This is a genomic window from Collinsella sp. AF23-2 (assembly GCF_003459245.1).
Classification (GTDB): Bacteria; Actinomycetota; Coriobacteriia; order Coriobacteriales; family Coriobacteriaceae; genus Collinsella.
In genome coordinates, this window is sequence record NZ_QRVG01000014.1 from 32,018 (window position 1) to 46,772 (window position 14,755).

Below are 14,755 nucleotides of genomic sequence, written 5' to 3' on the forward strand. Positions count from 1 at the left end.
CTTTCTTTCGCAATAAACACCCCAGCGAGAGCCGAGTCGCCGCTGGGGTGTTTATTACTGTCTCCGTGGGGGTTTAGCTCAGCTGGGAGAGCGCGGGCTTTGCAAGCCTGAGGTCAGGGGTTCGATCCCCCTAACCTCCACCATGATGGACCTGTAGCTCAGTTGGTTAGAGCGTCCGGCTGATAACCGGGAGGTCACAAGTTCGAATCTTGTCAGGTCCACCATCAAAACTGTGAAGAGCCCTGGGGCGTTGCCTCGGGGCTTTTTTCTTACCTACTGAAAGTAGTCAAAAAAGCCCCGTCCCAAATTAACTACTTTGATTTTGTGTGCTGTGCGAAAGATTGGGTAGTATAGCTATTCAATGCGGCGGGCTGCCGCGTGTTAACCGCTACGTACCGGAGGTGTTCCATGGTTCGTGTCGACATAGAGACCATCGTCATGGCCGCCGGTCCCGTGCCATCGCTTATCGTGCTTCGTGAGCGCAGCAGCAAATCGGACTCGCCCGCGCCGCTGCGTTCCCTTTCCATTCAGACTGGTTCGTTTGAAGCTGCTGCCATCAGCCGCGGCATCGATAGCGGCCGCGCCGAGCGCCCGATCACCCATGATCTGTTGCTCGATACCGTTGACGCCCTGGGCGCCAAGCTCGAGCGCATCGAGATCGTCCGCGCCGAGCCGCCGGTGTTCTACGCGACGATCGTCGTACTGGCCGATGGCGAGGAGCGCAAGATCGACGCTCGTCCCAGTGATGCCATTGCCCTTGCCGTGCGCAGCAATGCTCCCATGTTTGTGGAGGACGACATCATGAATCGCCTGGGCACTGTTTCCACCCACGCCGAGGATGTCGACGACGAGCAGGAGTTCGAGAAGTTCGACGAGTTCGTCCATACGCTCTCCCCCGATGACTTCTAAATGCGGGGCGGCAGGGTTGCGGAGTGTTCGCTGATGGCCAGCGGTATGTCGGTTGAGGCGGCGGCCATTGCACGCGAGGCCCAGATGCGCTCGGAGGCTTCTGAGGCGGCTCGCATTGCCTATGTGACGCAGGCCCGCACGCTTCGCGAGCGCCGCGGCTCGTTTATCAAGATGGTTGTCGTCTCCGCCCTTGTCGCGGCAATCTGCTCGCGCCTTCGTGGTACAGTTGGTGCGCTTGGGTTTTCGATTTCAACAGGCTTGGTAATCTGGGGTGTGGTCGATGCGGTCATGCTGACCAACCAGATCAAGGTACTCGACAAGCGCGCGATGGATATGATGCGCGCCCGCGACGCTGCCGCCAAGATCGCTGCCGAGGCACAGGAACTGTAACGACGCGAGACTCGATGGGAAGGTCTAAAGATGGCACAGGATATGCAGGACGCCGGTAACGTCTCCGCCGAGCTCGACGCCATGGTGTGCGATCTGATCGGCGCGTTCTTGGACGACCTTGCCGTCGGCGAGAATCCGGGCGTAGTTGTGGCGATCGAGGACGCTGCTTCCAACCGATATCTGGCGGCGCTCGACGAAGATGGCGAGGAGGCATGCCTCGAGGCTGCCACCAACTTTATCTCCGAGCACAAGATGGGTCTTAAGGACGAGGGGCTGGGCCGCATCGCCCGCTATGCCATCGGCTACACCGGTTGTGTCGAAATTGACGGCGGCTATCACGACGCCCTGCTCGTGAGCTTCTTCGAAACCACGCTCGAGAGCGGTTTTTCGGCATACGTGCTGTATGAGGGCATGGGTGCCGGCGATGGTTTTATGTGGAGCGACCCTGAACCTGCAGGTGAGGAAACCCCTCTCATCTAAAATCGCTAAAATAAACGAGTTTTCGGTAAAAGGCTCAATATTCCCGCTGAGCGTTGTGTCGCTGGGCGGGCCGCATACGCGTGCCGTTTGTATATGGATAGAAGATAGGGGAACTACATGCGCGTAGACAATCTGAGGAACATCGCCATCATCGCCCACGTCGACCACGGCAAGACGACGATGGTCGACAAGCTCCTGCGTGCCACGGACGCCTTCCGTGCCAACCAGCAGGTCGAGGACCGCGTCCTGGACTCTAACGACCAGGAGCGCGAGCGCGGCATCACGATTCTCGCCAAGAACATCTCTATCGAGTACAAGGACGTCAAGATCAACGTCATCGACACCCCGGGCCACGCCGACTTTGGCGGCGAGGTCGAGCGTGTGCTGCGTATGGCCGACGGCGCCCTGCTGCTGGTTGACGCTTTTGAGGGCCCCATGCCCCAGACCCGCTTCGTGCTGCGTCACGCTATCGACACCGGTCTTAAGATCATGATCGTCATCAACAAGATCGATCGTCCGGGCGCCAACCCCGAGAAGGCCTACAACGACTGCCTGGACCTCATGGCCGACCTGGGTGCCACCGACGACCAGCTCGAGTTCGCCATGGAGCACGTGGTCTACGCCAGCGCCATGAATGGCTTTGCCCGCCTTGACCCCAACGACGGCAACATGGACATGTATCCGCTGCTCGACATGATCATCGACGACATGCCCGCGCCCGAGGTTGACGAGAACGCCCCGCTGGCCATGCAGTGCGTGACCATCGACCACTCCAACTTCGTTGGCCGTATCGGCATCGGCCGTGTGTACTCCGGCACCATCCACCAGGGCGACCAGATCTTGGTTGTCAAGAACGACGGCTCCAGCGCCACCGCTACCGTCAAGCAGCTCTTTACCTTCGACTACCTGGGCCGCACCGAGTGCCAGGAAGTCGGCGCCGGCGACATCGCTGCCGTCGTGGGCATCGACCGCACCGATATCGGCGATGTCTACACCGATCCCGAGAACCCCGTTGAGCTCGAGCCCATCGAGATCGACCCGCCGACCCTGTCCATCGTCTTTGAGGCTTCGACCTCCCCGCTCGTCGGTCGCGACGGCGACATCGTGGGCGCCCGTCAGCTCAAGGAGCGCCTGTTCAACGAGGCCGAGAACAACGTGACCATGAAGATCGAGGAGCTCGAGGACAAGAGCGGCGTCGAGGTCTCGGGTCGCGGCATCCTGCACCTGTCCGTTCTGATGGAGTCCATGCGTCGCGAGGGCTTTGAGTTCCAGGTTGGCCGTCCCCGCGTTCTGTTTAAGAAGGACGAGAACGGCAACAAGATGGAGCCCGTCGAGCAGGCCGTCGTCGAGTGCCCGGACGAGTACTCGGGCAAGGTCGTTGAGGTCTTCGGTACCTCCGGCGGCATCATGACGAGCATGGATACCTCGGGCATCGTGACGCACCTCGAGTTTAAGATCCCGACCCGCGGCATCATGGGCCTTAAGAACCGCATCATGAACGTCACCCACGGCGAGGGCGTGTTCTACCACACCTTCTTGGAGTATGGCCCCTACGCCGGCGAGATCGGCAACCGTCAGAACGGCGCCATGATCTCCATGACCACCGAGAAGGCCGTCGCCTACGCTCTGGGTACGCTGCAGGAGCGCGGCCAGCTGTTTGTTGAGCCGGGCACCGAGTGCTACGAGGGCATGATCGTGGGCGAGCGCAGCAAGGCCGGCGACATGGTCGTCAACATCGCCCGTACCAAGAACCTGGGCAACCAGCGTTCCTCGACCTCCGATATCTCCGTCCAGCTGGTGCCGCCCCGCACCTTCTCGCTGGAGGAAGCGCTGGAGTACATCGCCGACGACGAGCTGGTCGAGATCACTCCCAAGAACATCCGCCTGCGCAAGCGTCTGCTCAATGCCACCGACCGCAAGAAGGCCGCCGTCCGCGCCGGCCAGGTCAACAAATAAGCGCTGGGGCTTATAACTGCCAATAAGAAAGGGCGCCGACCGCAATGGTCGGCGCCCTTTTTGGTGCACGGGGATTGAGAAGGCCTGCACCACCACAAAGATGCCTGTCCCCTTTGCGGTGGTTGGCGCCTAGGCGGTGGGGAGTCCCGGCGTGTTGGAGGCTTGTTGGGGCTTGAGATGGGCGTTGCGCCAGATGATCTGGATAACGTAGCCGAGCATAAAGACAAAGGCCACGCCGCTGATGAAGTCGCCGATGAGGGGAAGTCCCGTGAGGGCACCTGCGGCGATGCCGCCCACGGCGGCCATGACGTAGCGGTTCTGGTTGTGTCCGACCATGCGGGCGATTGCGGTGCCCGTAAATGCCGCCGAGACCAGAGCAATGCCGATGATGCCGCACATGAGGGCGCCGGCGAGCGACAGGCCTGCAATCGAGATGATGAGCAACAGGACGGCGGGAACGACGGCGACCGTGCCCAGAAGACCGCTCACCCACAGTGGCGTGGGGTGCTGGTGGAGCATTCCGGCGGCACTGGCGGTTGCGCGCGGAAAGACAAGCTCAAGCAGGATGGCGACAAAGCCGGTGGAAAGCGCTGCGGCAACGATGCCGCCGATAATGTCGTTGACCGTAGAGGTGTCCTCGTTTTCGGTTCGGTCGATCTTGAGGGCTCCGACCTGGGCACCCTCTGCCCGCTCGGGATCCTGTGAGACGTGGGCGCTCACCGTGCCGGTGATGCAGGCGTTTTTGCCCAGGATGAGCTTGTCGGCCCAGACCTCAACATCGCCATCGACGGTGCCATCGATGGTAACGGTGTCGCCGGCGAGCGCCGCTGATTTAGCGGAGCCGCGCAGGGCGACCGTCTCGCCTGCCGCGTAAAAACAGTTGGCGGTGCTACCGGTGTTAAGGACGACGTGCTGGCCGGCTACCGTCACGCTGCCATCGATTGCGGTTTTGGCGATATCGATGGTACGCGCCGCCAGGCGAACGGCGCCGCCTACGGTGCAGTCGCGAATCGACAGGCTCTCGCCCGCCGCGATAATATCGCGGCCGATGGAGGCATCGTCTAAGTTGAGGCTTTGGCCGGCCCAGTACAGGTCGCCTTCGACCCCGGACGGGGTGGAGTCAGCTTCGGTCGTGAGCACGTTTCCGGCGGTATCTGTGCCGGCGAATGAGGTCGTGGGAAGTACGATTAGCGCAAGTGCAATCAGTGCGAATAGGAGGGCGATGCGCTCCTGCACTTTACGGTGCCGGGACGACGGTGCTAGGTTGTAAGGCATAGTGAATCCTTCGCTAGATACTCGACATGTATCTAACAGGGTACCCAACGCGCGGGCGCTCTAAAAGAACCTCTCGGTTGCATTTCGAAGGGTCGTGCCGTGCTGTCTACTTTTTGCGATGCAAGAAGCGCGCGATGTCTTCCTCGGTGGGGCTTTTGATGTCAAAGCGCAGCGAGAGCCAGCGCAGACCCATGGTCACGACAACGCATACGACTAGCGCGGCGACATTGCTGACCAAGCCACTCATGACGAGGCTTACATAGCTTGCCGATCCGGCGATGGCCGCGATGGCATAAAAGTTAGTGCGTTGGAAAATGCCCGGAACCACGCCCATAAAGCCGTCGCGCAACATGCCGCCGCCCACCGCGGTGAAAAAGCCCATCATGATGCATACGGCCGGCGCAAAGCCGTAGACCAACGCCTTGTCCGCGCCGGTTGCCGCATAGATGCCGACCGAGATGATGTCGAGCAGGGGAATGAGTTTCTCGGGTTTATCGACGATTGCCGGGAAGATGTAGATAATGGCCGCCGTGGCAATGGAAAGTGGTAGTGCCATCGGCTGGTTGAGGATGTAGACGTTGCCCACTTGCAGTGTCATGTCGCGTAATAGACCGCCGCCCAGGCCGCAGACCACGGCGAGTGCGACTGCGCCCACCAGGTCGAGCTTATGCTCGCGCGCGACCAGCACGCCCGAGATCGATGCCGCGACAACAGCGAACATCTCGAGCCAAAAGGGGATAGCGACCATGGCATCCGAGGCATGTGAGGTAACGGTCATAGCGGCGACGACGGGCAAGATGGAATCCTTCTGATTGCGAGTTTAGACAATGCCCGTACATAGTACATGGTTGGCGGCGATTGCGACCCCATTGCTCGGCAAACGGTCGGGACTGGGCGCGGGCGTAGGTTCCATGTTTGGGGATCTGGGTTGATGCTGAACGCGATGGGGGCGTGGTTGAATAGGAGGGATGTCTAAATTTTGAGCAGCGCTCAAAATTTATCCGGTCGGCTTACGCCGACCGCGCTGCGCTAAAAACGCGCCACGGGCGCGTTTTCTTTACGCTTTGCGCCCTGGCGGGTTCGAATCCCTCCTCCTTCGCCGTATTTGTTTGTAAGGGACTCAAAATAAAAAAGCTCCCGTTGTTGGGAGCTTTCTCAACCAAAATGGCGGAGGAGGAGGGATTCGAACCCTCGTGACCTTATACAGGCCAAACGGTTTTCGAGACCGCCGCATTCAACCACTCTGCCACCCCTCCGCGTGGGGTAAAAACAAAGCAGGCTCGAAGGCCTGCTTTGGAATTAACTGGCGGAGAGTCAGGGATTTGAACCCTGGAGACGCTTTTGACGCCTACACGATTTCCAATCGTGCTCCTTCGGCCACTCGGACAACTCTCCGTTAAATGCGAAAGTCAGTATACACGAGGAATCGCAAAGTGCAAACAGAAAAGTTGGCATTTTTTAAAACGCTTGGCCGCGCTTGGCGCTGCAGTGGGGTTTGAGGTTCCGAAAAACGGCTTCCGACCAGCGTGGTTGATCACCTCAATTGTTCAAAAAAGGGTATTCATAAGCGACTTGGCAATGAATTTAAAAATCTTTGGTTGGCGTTGTGGACCACTGGTATGCATTTCGCGACCACAGCGTTGTGCCCGTTGACCTGCGGCTTGGTGCGACTTGTCCCCACGGCGCCGTATCTTGTCCACAGTTCCGTCAAGCATTTGGTCAGCATTTGGTTGGAAGACGCATGAAGTGCCGTGCGAGTATGGGCATATGTGGAGGTCATGAGGTTGTAGCTGCATATTCTTGCGGCCTGGGAGGTTGAAAGATATTATTACCAAGTCTTTTCCTGCTTCAGGCGCACCTTCACGACCTGAAGCCACATTTGCCCAGAGGAGGTGACAATATGAAGGCTTATGAACTGCTGTTCTTTGTTGACCCGTCGCTCGACCCCGAGACTCGTCTCGCTGTTATGAAGCGTATCGATACCACGATCGCTGAGGGCGCTGGCAAGGTCGACTCCGTTGACGAGTGGGGCAAGCGCAAGCTCGCCTACGAGATCAACGACCTCACCGATGGTGACTACACCCTCATCAACTTCCACGCAGATCCTACCCAGATCGCCGAGCTTGATCGCGTCCTGCGCATCACCGACGCTGTGGTCCGCCACATGATCGTCCGTCGCGACGACCAGGAGTAAGACTGTCGTTTTGGACTGGGCTTGTGCCCCAAGAGGAAGTAGTGAGTTATGAGCATCAATCGAGTGAACATCACCGGTAACCTCACCCGCGATCCCGAGCTGCGCGCCACCGCCGGCGGAACCCAGGTTCTGTCCTTTGGCGTCGCTGTGAACGATCGTCGCCGCAACGCGCAGACTGGCGAGTGGGAGGATTATCCCAACTTTGTCGACTGCACTATGTTCGGCACCCGCGCCGAGGCCGTGAGCCGTTTCCTGGCAAAGGGAAACAAGGTCGCGATCGAGGGCAAGCTGCGCTACAGCTCTTGGGAACGCGACGGCCAGCGCCGGAGCAAGCTTGAGGTCATCGTTGATGAGATCGAGTTTATGAGCTCCCGTGGTGGCCAGGGTGGCTACGATCAGGGCGGTTACGCCCCCGCAGCTCCTGCGCCCACAGCACGTCCTGCCGCACCGGTGGCTACGCCGCCCGCGGTCGACGTCTACGATGAGGACATCCCGTTTTAAGGGTTGTTCACCTATTTTTGAGTGAGAGGCGGCTTCGGTTCGCCGAAGTTGCCAAATGAAAGGTATTTTGACATGGCTAATGATTTTTCTGCACGTCAGCCGCGTCGTAAGTACTGCCAGTTCTGCAAGGAGAACACTGAGTTCATCGACTATAAGGACACTCAGCTTCTCCGTAAGTACATGACCGACCGTGGCAAGATCAAGCCCCGTCGCGTCACTGGCGCTTGCACGCAGCATCAGCATGACATCGCCAACGCCATCAAGCGTGCCCGCGAGATGGCTCTCCTGCCGTACACCGTCCCCGTGGTTTCCTCTCGTGGCAACCGCGACCGCGGCTAAGAAGGGAGACGCATCATGAAGGTTATTCTTCTCGATGAGATCAAGGGCAAGGGCGGCGAGGGTGACGTCGTAGAGGTCGCTCAGGGTTACGCTGAGAACTTCCTGTTCCCCAAGAAGCTCGCTGTTGCCGCCACCAAGGGCAACCTCAAGCAGCTTGACGAGCGTCGCAACAACATAGCCAAGCGCGAGGCCGTCCGTCTGGCTACCGCCAACGAGACCAAGGCTGCCCTCGAGGGCAAGCAGGTCACCGTTGACGTCAAGGTCGGCGACGAGGGCATCCTCTTTGGCTCCGTTACCGCCGCTATGATCGCTGACGCCATCAAGGATCAGCTCGGTATGGACATCGACCGCAAGCGCGTCGAGCTCGGCAAGCCCATCAAGGTTGCCGGTGCCCACACCGTTGCCATCTCGCTGTACCGCGAGATCAAGGCCGAGGTTGTCGTTCTCGTCGGCGTTACCGCCGAGGAGCTCGCTGCCGATGCTGAGGTCGAGGAGGCCGCTGAGGTCGCCGAGGCCGAGACCGCCGAGGTCGAGACCGAGGCTGCTGCCGAGTAGCATTTGCTGCAACGCAACAATCTTGTTCTAAGAAGGGCGCTCTGAGAGACCGGGGCGCCCTTTTATTTTTTGCGCTGAGTGGGTGTCACGTCATACATTGAGATGCAGTCCCACATAAGCGTTGTGTTAGACCACTTTGGATAAGTGTCCTGCACGCAGTACACGCGACGGGGCCCCGGTTGCGACAATTCCATCATCAGGAGAGATGGAGGTTGCAATGGAAGACGTGCTCACCCAGCTGACGAGGCAGTTCCTCCCGCAGATGACGGCTGCCGAGAAGAGCAGGGCCCTGAGATCGCTCAAGGCGCTGATAGACGCGGAGCTTTTCGAACTCGCGGCAAGCGAGGGGGCGGAAGACGATCCCGACAGAGCCTGCCCCTGGTGCGGCTCCCCGCATTACGTGAAGAGGGGGCGAGACGGGAGCGGCCGTCAGCGGTTCCTCTGCCGAGGGTGCGCCAGGACCTTCACCGATGCCACCATGCGCATCTTCTCCACCACCAAGCTCGACAGGTCGGCCTGGATGAGGTTCGCGGAGTGCCACGTGGACATGCTCCCGCTGCGCGAGTCGGCGGAAAAGTGCGGCGTGTGCCTCAAGACGGCGTTCTTCATGCGCCACAGGCTGCTCGAGGCCATGGCCAAGCGCATGCCCGCCTTCCGCGTGGAGGCCGGCGGCGGGGCCGAGCTCGACGAGTGCTTCTTCAGGGAGAGCTTCAAGGGAAACCGCTCCAGGTCGGAGTCCGGCATGCCCAGGAAGCCCCGCACAAGGTCGCAGGGAACCGACGGGCACGAGAAGATATGCGTGCTCACCGGCATCAACGACGCCGGCGACATCTTCTACGAGATCGCGGGGAGGGGCGGCCTCGACGAGGCGGCAGCCAGGGAGCTGCTCGCCGACAAGCTCGCGGTCGGCGCGATAATCTCGACGGACCGTGCGCACGTGTACCGCCGCGTCCTGCCCGCCCTCGGCGTCGGCGCGCACATCGCCAGCAAGAGGGAGGAGCACGCCATCAACAGGGTGAACAGCCTCCACTCCCAGATGAGGCACTTCATCGGCAGGTTCCGGGGTGTCTCCACGAGACGCCTCGAGAACTACCTCGCCTGGTTCAAGTGGACATGGTGCTTCAAGGTCCGCAGGAGCGCGGACGAGCTCGCCGAGCTCATAGTGAGGCAGGCAGCCCGCGGCACGTACGAGAAGACCTGGCGCCAGTACAAGGTGACCCCCTATCCGTTCTACGAGTACTGGATCAAGCAGGCGAAATGGGACTCGCGTGCGCGGAGGGCCATATACGGCGTGGCGTGATGTCCAGGGCGGTCTGGCGCAGCGCATCTGCGGCAAGCGCTGAAGTCGTGCCCCGATGCAAATAGCAACAGCTAGCGATATTCTTCGGGAACGTCGAAACCGTACTCACGGCATAGGAGCATGACATCGTGGGCGTCGTGCTCGTCATGCTGATAGCCCAAGTGAAACAACAGCTGGCTTTCGGGGTCGATGCACGACACCTCCACCTCGCCGATGCGCCCCCTCCCCGAAAAGACCTCCCCGGGAAAACGATCTCCCTGATACAGAATATCGCCATTCTCGGCGAAATCGAAGCAATGCAGGTCGACGATGCGCCCCGCCTCGTCTTGCCACACCGTGTGATCTTCGGTGGTGAAAGATGCAGCCACCTCGGAAAACCCCTCATCAGCAATTAGATCCACGAACCTTTGGTAATCCCCGCGCTGAACGAACAGGTCGATGTCGTTATGAGCCCTGGTCTCACGCCCGACAAGCGCATCGATGCCCCAGCCGCCATCAAGGTATACGCCAATGCCCGCACCTGCGGAAAGGCCGATTATCCAACACGCATCATCCTTGGTGACCATAGGAGCTCCTTCGCTTTCGCCTGCTATCTAAGCAAGAAAGATTATAGGAAAAGTCCCAGTATCCAAAGCGGTCGGGACTGCGGACAAAAAGTTGGACCGTTGAGGTCCGGAACGGAGTCCGCATGGCATACAGTAGGAGAATGGTGGAGAGGGCCAGGGCGCTTCGCGGCGCCGGGCTCACCGTCATGGAGATAACCGAGATACTCGGCGGGCCCGGCAAGACGTCCGTCTGGCGCTGGATCAGGGACGTGCGCAAGCCCGCGGGAAGGGCCGGTGGAGGAATGGACCTGCCGCGACTCGTCGGGGACGGCCCCGACTACCCCGACATCGACCCGGAGGACAAGGACGCCCTGATCGAGCGGCTCAGGCTCGAGAACGCGGTGCTGAGGGCGGTGCAGGACGTTTTAAAAGCCGAGAGCCTCGACGGGATGTCGAACAGGGAGAAGACCCTGGTGATAGACCGCCTGAGGCCTGCGGGGAAGTGGTCCTTGAGAGAACTCACGAGTTCCTTGGGGATATCAAAGAGCTCCTATGAGTACCAGCGCCGCGCGATCGCGAGGCCCGACCGGCGCGCGCCCCTGCGCGCGCTCGTGCGCAGGATCTTCACCGAGGACGGCGAGGGGGCGCGGGGGTACCGCTTCGTGACGGCGCGCCTGCGCGAGCTCGACGAGCCCGTGCGCGCCTCGGAGAAGGTCGTCCTCCGCATCATGCGCGAGGAGGGCCTGGTCCCCAGGTGGATGAGGAGGAAGAGGAGGCCCTACAGCTCCTATGCGGGCGAGCCGACGCCGGCCCCGCCGAACCTCGTGCGCCGCGACTTCCGCTCGGCCCTGCCGAACTTCCTGTGGCTCACCGACATCACCGAGTTCAGGCTGCCCTCCGGCAGGAAGGTCTACCTGTCGGCCATCAGGGACTGCTTCGACTCCTCGGTCGTGGCGTGGAGGGCCGGCGAGAGACCGGACGCCGCGCTCGCCAACTCGACGCTCGAGGACGCCTGCGCGCTGCTCGCGCCCGGCGAGCGCCCCGTCATCCACTCCGACCGCGGCGGCCACTACCGCTGGCCCGGCTGGATCTCGATCTGCGAGGGGCACGGCCTCGCCAGGAGCATGGCCGCCAAGGGCTGCAGCCCGGACAACGCGGCGATGGAGGGCTTCTTCGGCCTGCTCAAGAGGGAGTTCTGGCACGGCAGGGACTGGTCGGGCTGGACCCCTGCCCGCTTCATCGAGGAGCTCGGGGGCTGGATCGGCCGATACAATACGGAGAGGCGCAGCGATGCGCTCGGCGGCCGCACGCCGGCCGAGTTCCGCGCCGCGCTGGGAAGGGCGCGTAACGGTCCAAGAAATCGTCCGCAGTCCCGTCTAACACAACGCACATAAGGGACCGTTCATCCGTTTGGTTCGGTGATGATTGTTAAGGCGCGCCTCGATTTAAAGCTGTGGCTGATACTATGGATGCTCGCAAGCGATATGAATGAGGATGCTCATGGCATATGACGATAGGGAGACATGGCTGACGGTCGAGGACCGCGGCTCCAAGTTGGGTCTCCCCCAAAACCAAGATGCAGAGGCCAACGTACTGGCCGCCATGCTGCTATCGCCCGAGGTGGTCGAAGAAGCCCAGGTCGAGCTGCAGCCCGATGACTTCTACCGGCCCATTCATAAGACCATCTATACCGCGATGGTCGATATGTACAACAGCCGCATTCCCATCGACTCCATCTCGCTGATCGATTACCTGCGAAGCATCAACAAGCTCGATGCCGTGGGCGGCGAGGCCTACATTTTGGAGCTGATGGGCCAGACTCTGTCGCTCGTGAACTGGCAGCACCATGCCGCCATCGTCCGTCGCGACTCGATGCTGCGCGAGCTGATCGGCGCCACCAACGAGATCAACGCGCTGGCCTATAACGCCCCTACCGACACCAAGGAGGTCGTGGAGCTGGCCGAGAGCAAGCTGCTCAAGGTCACGGCGCGCGAGGTCAAGTCGAGCTACAAGACGCTGACCGAGTTTATGGTCGAGGCCTATAACGAGGCCGAGGAAGTGTGCCAGGCCGGTGGCCAGGCTGCGGGCGTGCCCACGGGTTTCCCGTCGCTCGACCGCATGCTCATGGGTTTTCGCGAGGGTCAGCTCATCATTATCGGTGCCCGTCCTGCTGTAGGTAAGACGTCGTTCGCCCTGAATCTGGCGCTCAACGCTGCCGCCGCTGGTTATACCGTCGGCTTCTTCTCGCTGGAGATGTCGGGCAAGGAAATTGCCCAGCGTCTGATCTGCGCCTACGCCATGATCTCGATCAGTGACTTCCGCATGGGCCGCATTAGCCCCGAGCAGTGGGCCAATATCAACGAGGCCACGCAGACCTTGTCTAAGCTCGATATTCTGATTGACGATACGCCCGGCACCACAGTGACCGAGATTCGCGCCAAGAGCCGCCGCATGCTCCACAACAAGGAGAAGGCCATCATCATCCTGGACTACCTGCAGCTGGTGAGTCCTCCGCCGGGACGCCGCTCCGAGAGCCGTACCGTCGAGGTCTCCGAGATGTCGCGTGGTCTGAAGATCATGGCCAAGGAGCTCAAGATCCCGCTCATCGCGCTGTCGCAGCTCTCGCGTCAGGTCGAATCCCGTACCGGCAAGCGCCCGCAGCTTTCCGACCTTCGTGAATCGGGCTCCATCGAGCAAGACGCCGATATCGTTATGTTCTTGGACCGCTCCGCCGACGAGGCCGAAGCCTCACGCGACGATCGACCCGACGAGGGCGTTACGCGTATCGTCGTGGCCAAGAACCGTTCGGGCCCGATCGGCGACGTCGACCTGATGTTCCTGCCGGCATCCACCAAGTTCTATGAGCTTGATGGGGCACATGCCGAGGAGTAGGACAGGCGCCCGTTGCACGGGTATACTGGGAATGTTTTGTGCTTCTGCGTGCCGGCGTGGCGCGTAGACAGTCCATGAATGTAAGGAGTAAACATGCCGTCAACCGTTTTGGTCGGTGCCCAGTGGGGCGATGAGGGCAAGGGTAAGATTTGCGACCTGGTCGCCGGCGACTTCGATGCCGTCGTGCGCTACTCGGGCGGCAACAACGCCGGCCACACCATCGTCGTCAACGGCAAGAAGTACGGCCTGCACCAGGTGCCCTCCGGCATCATGTATTCCGACCACGTGTCGGTGATCGGTAACGGCTGCGTCGTTAACCCCAAGGTTGTCCTTGAGGAGATCGACATGTTCGAGGCCGACGGCATCACCACCAAGAACCTCAAGATTAGCGGCAACGCGCATGTCATCATGCCGTACCACATCGATCTGGATGGCGCCTTTGAGCAGAAGCTCGGCAAGAAGAACATCGGTACCACCAAGCGCGGCATCGGTCCGTGCTATCAGGACAAGATGGCCCGCATTGGCCTGCGCATGCAGGACATGCTGGACGAGGCACTGTTCCGCGACAAGCTGGAGACCGCTCTCGCCCGCGTGAACCCCGAGCTCGAGCTCATCTACAACCTGCCCACCTACACCGTGGACCAGATTTGCGACGAGTATCTGCCCATGGCCGAGCGCCTGCGTCCCTACATCACCGAGACGAGCCTGCTGCTCAACAACATGATCGATGAGGGTAAGGACCTGCTGTTTGAGGGCGCCCAGGCGACGCTGCTCGACATCGACCACGGCACCTATCCGTACGTGACGTCTTCCAACTGCACCGCCGGCGGTGCCATCACCGGCTCCGGCGTGGGCATGAAGAACGTCGACCGCGTGCTGGGCGTCATGAAGGCCTATATCACCCGCGTCGGTTCGGGCCCCATGCCCACCGAGCTTTCCTATGAGTCCGAGGCCGGTCACACGCTGACCGAGGAGGGCTATGAGTACGGTGTGACCACCGGTCGCCGTCGTCGCTGCGGCTGGTTCGACGGCCCCATCGCCAACTACGCCTCACGCGTCAACGGCCTCACCGATATCGCCCTGACTAAGCTCGACGTGCTTTCGGCCTTCGACACCATCAAGGTGTGCGTGGCCTACGACGTCGATGGCGAGCGCTACACCAGCGTGCCCGAGCATCAGGTGCGCTTTGAGCATGCCAAGCCCATCTACGAGGAGCTCCCCGGCTGGAAGTGCGACATCACCGGTTGCCGCAGCTTTGATGAGCTGCCGCAGGAGGCTCAGGACTACGTGGCGTTTATCGAGGATCTGGCACACACCCGCGTGACGTTCATTGGCGTCGGCGCCGGTCGCGAGCAGATCATCAACCGATTCTGGAAGTAATCGGGACTATTTGGTTATTGCGATATACCCCTTTGCAGC

The 14,755-nt window shown here is 60.8% G+C and carries 15 protein-coding genes and 4 tRNA genes; 14 read left to right on the forward strand and 5 right to left on the reverse strand.

All coding sequences use genetic code 11. The features are described 5' to 3' along the window. Nucleotides 1-67 precede the first annotated feature (67 nt). The 6 genes from DWY03_RS06765 to typA all read left to right on the forward strand — a co-directional run bounded on the left by DWY03_RS06765 (nt 68) and on the right by typA (nt 3,735). Nucleotides 68-143 (forward strand) — tRNA-Ala (locus DWY03_RS06765). A 4-nt stretch (nt 144-147) separates the two neighbouring features. Then, nucleotides 148-224: transfer RNA gene (locus tag DWY03_RS06770), tRNA-Ile, on the forward strand. A 184-nt stretch (nt 225-408) separates the two neighbouring features. Continuing rightward, nucleotides 409-909: a bifunctional nuclease family protein gene (locus tag DWY03_RS06775; RefSeq protein WP_117756926.1), complete on the forward strand. Its 501-nt coding sequence runs from the start codon at nt 409-411 to the stop codon at nt 907-909. 33 nt (nt 910-942) lie between these two features. After that, a complete protein-coding gene (locus tag DWY03_RS06780) occupies nt 943-1,299 on the forward strand; it encodes a hypothetical protein (protein WP_117820634.1) in 357 nt (118 codons plus the stop codon). Between the two features lie 30 nt (nt 1,300-1,329). After that, on the forward strand, nt 1,330-1,779 hold the full coding sequence (locus DWY03_RS06785; protein WP_117840256.1) for a hypothetical protein: 450 nt from the start codon (nt 1,330-1,332) through the stop codon (nt 1,777-1,779). Nucleotides 1,780-1,896: 117 nt separating this feature from the next. After that, nucleotides 1,897-3,735, forward strand: a complete 1,839-nt coding sequence (typA, locus tag DWY03_RS06790; protein ID WP_006235837.1) for a translational GTPase TypA — start codon at nt 1,897-1,899, stop codon at nt 3,733-3,735. 129 nt (nt 3,736-3,864) lie between these two features. Here the strand turns inward: typA and DWY03_RS06795 are convergent, their stop codons facing one another. The 4 genes from DWY03_RS06795 to DWY03_RS06810 form a co-directional block, all read right to left on the reverse strand. Further along, nucleotides 3,865-5,010 carry a polymer-forming cytoskeletal protein gene (locus DWY03_RS06795; protein WP_117840257.1) on the reverse strand — a complete coding sequence of 382 codons (1,146 nt, stop codon included), beginning with the start codon at nt 5,008-5,010 and terminating at the stop codon, nt 3,865-3,867. A 106-nt stretch (nt 5,011-5,116) separates the two neighbouring features. Next, entirely contained in the window at nt 5,117-5,806 is a 690-nt protein-coding gene (locus DWY03_RS06800; protein WP_233506807.1) for a trimeric intracellular cation channel family protein, read from the reverse strand. 369 nt (nt 5,807-6,175) lie between these two features. Next, nucleotides 6,176-6,266, reverse strand: a tRNA-Ser gene (locus tag DWY03_RS06805). A gap of 48 nt (nt 6,267-6,314) precedes the next feature. After that, a tRNA-Ser gene (locus DWY03_RS06810) sits at nt 6,315-6,405 on the reverse strand. 505 nt (nt 6,406-6,910) lie between these two features. On the opposite strand from DWY03_RS06810, the gene rpsF reads away from it, so the two are divergent. The 5 genes from rpsF to DWY03_RS06835 all read left to right on the forward strand — a co-directional run bounded on the left by rpsF (nt 6,911) and on the right by DWY03_RS06835 (nt 9,899). Further along, a complete protein-coding gene (rpsF, locus tag DWY03_RS06815; RefSeq protein ID WP_006235831.1) occupies nt 6,911-7,204 on the forward strand; it encodes a 30S ribosomal protein S6 in 294 nt (97 codons plus the stop codon). A gap of 48 nt (nt 7,205-7,252) precedes the next feature. Then, nucleotides 7,253-7,705 (forward strand): single-stranded DNA-binding protein, encoded by a 453-nt coding sequence (locus DWY03_RS06820; protein WP_117743356.1) that lies wholly within the window; start codon nt 7,253-7,255, stop codon nt 7,703-7,705. Nucleotides 7,706-7,777: 72 nt separating this feature from the next. After that, a complete protein-coding gene (gene rpsR, locus DWY03_RS06825) occupies nt 7,778-8,044 on the forward strand; it encodes a 30S ribosomal protein S18 (RefSeq protein ID WP_006235829.1) in 267 nt (88 codons plus the stop codon). 15 nt (nt 8,045-8,059) lie between these two features. After that, nucleotides 8,060-8,599, forward strand: a complete 540-nt coding sequence (rplI, locus tag DWY03_RS06830; protein WP_117647790.1) for a 50S ribosomal protein L9 — start codon at nt 8,060-8,062, stop codon at nt 8,597-8,599. A gap of 217 nt (nt 8,600-8,816) precedes the next feature. Next, complete coding sequence (locus DWY03_RS06835; protein ID WP_158558632.1) at nt 8,817-9,899, forward strand: IS1595 family transposase; 1,083 nt, start codon at nt 8,817-8,819, stop codon at nt 9,897-9,899. A gap of 71 nt (nt 9,900-9,970) precedes the next feature. On the opposite strand, the gene DWY03_RS06840 is transcribed toward DWY03_RS06835, so the two are convergent. Beyond that, nucleotides 9,971-10,465 (reverse strand): nucleotidyltransferase domain-containing protein, encoded by a 495-nt coding sequence (locus tag DWY03_RS06840; RefSeq protein ID WP_117629780.1) that lies wholly within the window; start codon nt 10,463-10,465, stop codon nt 9,971-9,973. 122 nt (nt 10,466-10,587) lie between these two features. Between DWY03_RS06840 and DWY03_RS06845 the strand changes: the two genes are divergently transcribed. The 3 genes from DWY03_RS06845 to DWY03_RS06855 all read left to right on the forward strand — a co-directional run bounded on the left by DWY03_RS06845 (nt 10,588) and on the right by DWY03_RS06855 (nt 14,716). Next, on the forward strand, nt 10,588-11,838 hold the full coding sequence (locus tag DWY03_RS06845) for an IS3 family transposase (RefSeq protein WP_117840259.1): 1,251 nt from the start codon (nt 10,588-10,590) through the stop codon (nt 11,836-11,838). A gap of 100 nt (nt 11,839-11,938) precedes the next feature. Continuing rightward, nucleotides 11,939-13,336: a replicative DNA helicase gene (gene dnaB / locus DWY03_RS06850; protein ID WP_117840260.1), complete on the forward strand. Its 1,398-nt coding sequence runs from the start codon at nt 11,939-11,941 to the stop codon at nt 13,334-13,336. A gap of 93 nt (nt 13,337-13,429) precedes the next feature. Further along, nucleotides 13,430-14,716, forward strand: a complete 1,287-nt coding sequence (locus DWY03_RS06855; protein ID WP_055251352.1) for an adenylosuccinate synthase — start codon at nt 13,430-13,432, stop codon at nt 14,714-14,716. Nucleotides 14,717-14,755: the final 39 nt, after the last annotated feature.

What these genes read in the sequence shown, in the direction of transcription:
- DWY03_RS06775 (WP_117756926.1), top strand. Translation starts at nt 409, where the DNA reads ATGGTTCGTGTCGACATAGAGACCATCGTCATGGCCGCCGGTCCCGTG.
- DWY03_RS06780 (WP_117820634.1), top strand. Translation starts at nt 943, where the DNA reads ATGGCCAGCGGTATGTCGGTTGAGGCGGCGGCCATTGCACGCGAGGCC.
- DWY03_RS06785 (WP_117840256.1), top strand. Translation starts at nt 1,330, where the DNA reads ATGGCACAGGATATGCAGGACGCCGGTAACGTCTCCGCCGAGCTCGAC.
- typA (WP_006235837.1), top strand. Translation starts at nt 1,897, where the DNA reads ATGCGCGTAGACAATCTGAGGAACATCGCCATCATCGCCCACGTCGAC.
- DWY03_RS06795 (WP_117840257.1), bottom strand. Translation starts at nt 5,010, where the DNA reads ATGCCTTACAACCTAGCACCGTCGTCCCGGCACCGTAAAGTGCAGGAG.
- rpsF (WP_006235831.1), top strand. Translation starts at nt 6,911, where the DNA reads ATGAAGGCTTATGAACTGCTGTTCTTTGTTGACCCGTCGCTCGACCCC.
- DWY03_RS06820 (WP_117743356.1), top strand. Translation starts at nt 7,253, where the DNA reads ATGAGCATCAATCGAGTGAACATCACCGGTAACCTCACCCGCGATCCC.
- rpsR (WP_006235829.1), top strand. Translation starts at nt 7,778, where the DNA reads ATGGCTAATGATTTTTCTGCACGTCAGCCGCGTCGTAAGTACTGCCAG.
- rplI (WP_117647790.1), top strand. Translation starts at nt 8,060, where the DNA reads ATGAAGGTTATTCTTCTCGATGAGATCAAGGGCAAGGGCGGCGAGGGT.
- DWY03_RS06835 (WP_158558632.1), top strand. Translation starts at nt 8,817, where the DNA reads ATGGAAGACGTGCTCACCCAGCTGACGAGGCAGTTCCTCCCGCAGATG.
- DWY03_RS06840 (WP_117629780.1), bottom strand. Translation starts at nt 10,465, where the DNA reads ATGGTCACCAAGGATGATGCGTGTTGGATAATCGGCCTTTCCGCAGGT.
- DWY03_RS06845 (WP_117840259.1), top strand. Translation starts at nt 10,588, where the DNA reads ATGGCATACAGTAGGAGAATGGTGGAGAGGGCCAGGGCGCTTCGCGGC.
- dnaB (WP_117840260.1), top strand. Translation starts at nt 11,939, where the DNA reads ATGCTCATGGCATATGACGATAGGGAGACATGGCTGACGGTCGAGGAC.
- DWY03_RS06855 (WP_055251352.1), top strand. Translation starts at nt 13,430, where the DNA reads ATGCCGTCAACCGTTTTGGTCGGTGCCCAGTGGGGCGATGAGGGCAAG.